The sequence below is a fragment of the Solirubrobacter deserti genome, assembly GCF_027587175.1.
GTDB classification, from domain to species: Bacteria; Actinomycetota; Thermoleophilia; order Solirubrobacterales; family Solirubrobacteraceae; genus Solirubrobacter; species Solirubrobacter deserti.
This window is the reverse complement of the sequence record NZ_JAPCID010000108.1, coordinates 1-3,405: the sequence shown is the minus strand read 5'-3', so window position 1 is coordinate 3,405 and position 3,405 is coordinate 1. Positions and strand designations below refer to the sequence as shown.

Below are 3,405 nucleotides of genomic sequence, written 5' to 3'. Positions count from 1 at the left end.
ACAGGGGGGCGGGGGGCGCCGGGCGCGCGGACCAGGCGCAGCGGCGCGGCCGCGCCCGGCGTGGCCTCGCGGCGCCCGTACTGGGTGCGCAGCCCGCCCACGCGTAGGCCGAAGCCGGCGTTGCCCGTCCCGCCGAGCGTGCCGATCACGTCGCCGCCCGGGCCGAGCAGGCGCGCCAGGTCCAGGCCGCCGTACGGGAACGCCTCGTGGTTGACGGCGACGATCGCGGTGCTGTAGCGCGGGGTGGTGACGGCGAGCCGACCCGTGTCGGGGTCGAAGCTGTAGAGCGCGGGCGGCCGCTGTGCGCGCCGGTCGGCGAGGCCGGCGTCGATCGCGCGCACGGCGTTGGCGGCGTGGCGGGCGGCGGCGAGGTAGGCGTTCCCGCGGTTTTGCGGGACGACGTCGAGCCCGTGCGCCAGGGCGTCCGGAATCCGGTCCGCGCGCTCGACGAGCGCGACGTACTGCACCAGCCCGCGGTCGAGCAGCCACTTGGCCCAGCGGCCCCAGCGCGCGCTCGGCTGCAGCTCCCGTGCGCTCGCGATCCCGATCAGCGCGGTCTGCGCGAGCCCCGTCTTCTTGCGCTGGTGCCAGCGCTGGAAGCTCAGGCCGGTGTCCCAATTGAGCTCGCCGGCGTGGGTCCAGTAGCCGCTCAGCGCGCGCCGCACCCACTCGCGCAGCAGCGGCAGATCCTCGGGCCGCGGCATCCCGGCTGCGCGGGCGCGTGGGTACGCGCGCGAGAAGGCCAGGACGATGTTCGCGTACTCCGCGGAGTCGAAGTTCATCGCCTCGCGCACCGCGCCCTCGGGCAGGTAGTGGAAGCGCAGGCCGGCGCCGAAATTGCCCGGCTGTCCGGCGCGGGGACGTGCGCCGCGCGTGAAGCGCGCGAGGTGCCGGCCCAGTGCGGTGGCCAGCTCGCGGTCGCGGCCGTTGACCACGGCGTCGGCGGTGGCGAAGGTCGCGTGCCAGTTGAACTGGTTGAGCAGCAGCGCCGGCCAGCGCCCGCGCGGGCCGCGTGCCACCCGCGCCACCGCGCGCTGGATCCGCCGCACGAGCGCCGCCTCCAGCCGGAGCGCCGCGCGGGCCTCGTAGGCCGCCTGCAGCGCCTCGATCGTCTCGGCCTGGAAGACCTCGTGGCGGTGGCGGTTGTCCGGGCCGGCCTGGAAGCCAAGGGCCGGGTGCCAGATCGGCTGCGCCGTCAGGAAGCGCACGAGCGCGACCGCGCGCGCGTCGTTGCGCGCAGGCCCGCGGTGACGTAGGCGTGCCGCGCCACTATGGACGAGCAGCAGGTCCGCGTTGACGTTGGTCACGGTGCCGCTGCCGGCGCGGTAATACCCGCGCCGCGCGTCCCACAGCGAGCCGAGGCGGGCCGTGAGGGCATCCGCCACGGCGAGGTAGCCGGCACGGTCGAGCCCGCTCCCCGGCTGCACCGCGGCCGCGTGCGGCGTCGCGGTCAAGGCGCTCGCGGTCGTGCTGGGCGAGGCGTTCGGGGTGATCGGCGGACCGCCGCGCAGGGCGCAGCCGGTCAGGATCGGCAGGGTGCAGGCGGCGACGATCCACCGCGTACGCGTGGCCGGCATTGAGAACCTCCGAGGAAGCGGTCGGGTGGGTTCCCGCCCGCACCTCGCAGGCTCCCGCCCGGGCCGGCCGCCGGCCACGGTTCCCGGGTGGCGATCGAGCGCACCCGGGTGCAGGCGTGTCCACCCCTAGGTGGCACCCCCGCGCCACGGCGTTGCCGGACACTGCCCGTATGGGCGCACCCGCTCCGTTCCTGGTCTACCGCGATCCCACCGGCCGGCGGCGGCTGGTCGAGCTCGGCGCGGCAACCGTGAAGGTCACGATCGGGCGCCGCGCCGGCTGCGAGGTCAATCTCCCGTGGGACCCGGAGGTCTCACGCGTGCACGCGGAGCTCGTCCGGCTCGGCCCGGAATGGGTCCTGCAGGACGACGGGCTCTCGCACAACGGGACATTCGTCAACGGCGAGCGCGTGCACGGCCGGCGCCGGCTCGTCGCGGGCGACGCGATCACCGTGGGCGCGACGGTGATCGAGCTGTGCGGACACGACCCCACGGCCGCGCGCACGCGGGACGCGGCCACGGCGGCCGCCGCGGTGAAGCTCACCCCCGCGCAGCAGCGCGTGCTCGACGCCCTGGGGCGGCCACTGCGCAGCGACCCGCACACCGCGCCGGCGAGCAATCAGGCGATCGCCGCCGAGCTCTCGCTCTCGGTGGACACGGTCAAGGGCACGCTGTCGGCGCTCTACGAGCGGTTCGACCTCACCGCGCTGGCGCAGAACGAGAAGCGCGCCGCGCTCGCGCGCCTCAGCGGTAGTCGATCCGCGTGACCGTGTTGTCGCCCAGCGCGGTCACCCACACCGAGCCGTCGCTCGCCGCGAGCGCGATCGGGTTCAGGCCGACCGGGATCGGGTCCTGCGTGGGGCGCAGCCCGTCCGGGTCGAGCACGAGCACGGACTGGTCGTTGCGGCTGGACACGAACAGGTGACCGCCGGCGACGACGGCCGTCGTCGGAGCGCGTCCCGCGGCCGCGGTGAACGGCCCCTTGCCGTCCATACCGAAGCGGGCGATCGCGTCCTCCTCGGCCATCACCAGCCAGACCGCGTCGGCGCCGTAGCTCATCGAACGGACCGGCCCGGACACCGGAACGACATCGATGAACTGGCCGGTCTCGGGATCGAGGCGTGCGAGCTGGTTGGCGTCGCGTTTGACGATCCACGGTCCCTGCGGGCTCAGGGCGAGCGGGCCGACGCCCTCCGCGACCGTGATCGTCTGCTCGAGCGCGCCCGTCGCGCGGTCGTAGCGCTGCACGAAGCCGGGAACCCCGGCGAGCGAGCTGGTCGCGACCCACACGTCGCGACTGTCCGCCGCCAGCCGCCGCGGACCGGCCGCGACCCGCACGCTCCAGCGCTGCACGCCCGTCTCGGCGTCGAGCCGGATCAGCCGGCGATCGGTTCCGAGCGTCACGAAGACGCTGTCGCCGTGGCCGACGATCGCGGTGGCGTCGAGGCCGACCTTCGGGTGCTGCCCGCGCTCGCGGTTGGTCCGCGCGTCGATGCGGGTCAGGAAGGCCGAGTACGGGCTCATGACCCACAGATCGCCGCGCGCGTAGGCGATCCCGGTCGGCCGGGTGCTCACGTTCTCGATCGTCGCCGCGGTGCGCACGTCCGGTCCCGTCGGCGTCGCCGCGGGCGACCGCGTCGGCGTGGCGGTCGAGGTGGCCGCGCTGCCCGGCGGGTCCCCGCCACTGGTCGCCAACGCGACGCCCGTCGCCGCCGCGGCCGCGAGGACCGCCGCGGCCGCGAGCCAGGGCCGCAGCCGACGGCGGGTCGCGCGGCGCGTCACCGGGGTCGCGTCCGCCCACGGCGCGCCGCCACCGGACCCGCGGGCGCCG

General features: G+C 75.9%; 3 protein-coding genes and 1 pseudogene. 2 read left to right on the top strand and 2 right to left on the bottom strand.

The window, feature by feature from the left end:
- Positions 1-1,577, bottom strand: a 1,577-nt coding sequence (locus OJ962_RS34095) for a hypothetical protein (RefSeq protein WP_270006950.1), incomplete at its 3' end; no start/stop codon positions are given.
- Positions 1,578-1,747: 170 nt separating this feature from the next.
- On the opposite strand from OJ962_RS34095, the gene OJ962_RS34090 reads away from it, so the two are divergent.
- Positions 1,748-2,341, top strand: a complete 594-nt coding sequence (locus OJ962_RS34090; RefSeq protein ID WP_202955135.1) for an FHA domain-containing protein — start codon at positions 1,748-1,750, stop codon at positions 2,339-2,341.
- Here the strand turns inward: OJ962_RS34090 and OJ962_RS34085 are convergent.
- Positions 2,319-3,149, bottom strand: a complete 831-nt coding sequence (locus OJ962_RS34085; RefSeq protein ID WP_270006949.1) for an NHL repeat-containing protein — start codon at positions 3,147-3,149, stop codon at positions 2,319-2,321. The two genes, OJ962_RS34090 and OJ962_RS34085, sit on opposite strands and share 23 nt — an antisense overlap.
- Between OJ962_RS34085 and OJ962_RS34080 the strand changes: the two are divergent.
- Positions 3,142-3,405, top strand: a pseudogene (locus OJ962_RS34080) (hypothetical protein); the annotation flags it as partial. The gene OJ962_RS34085 and the pseudogene OJ962_RS34080 sit on opposite strands and share 8 nt — an antisense overlap.

Bases quoted from the DNA above. Each gene is read 5' to 3' on its own strand.
- OJ962_RS34090 (WP_202955135.1), top strand. From the start codon at position 1,748: ATGGGCGCACCCGCTCCGTTCCTGGTCTACCGCGATCCCACCGGCCGG.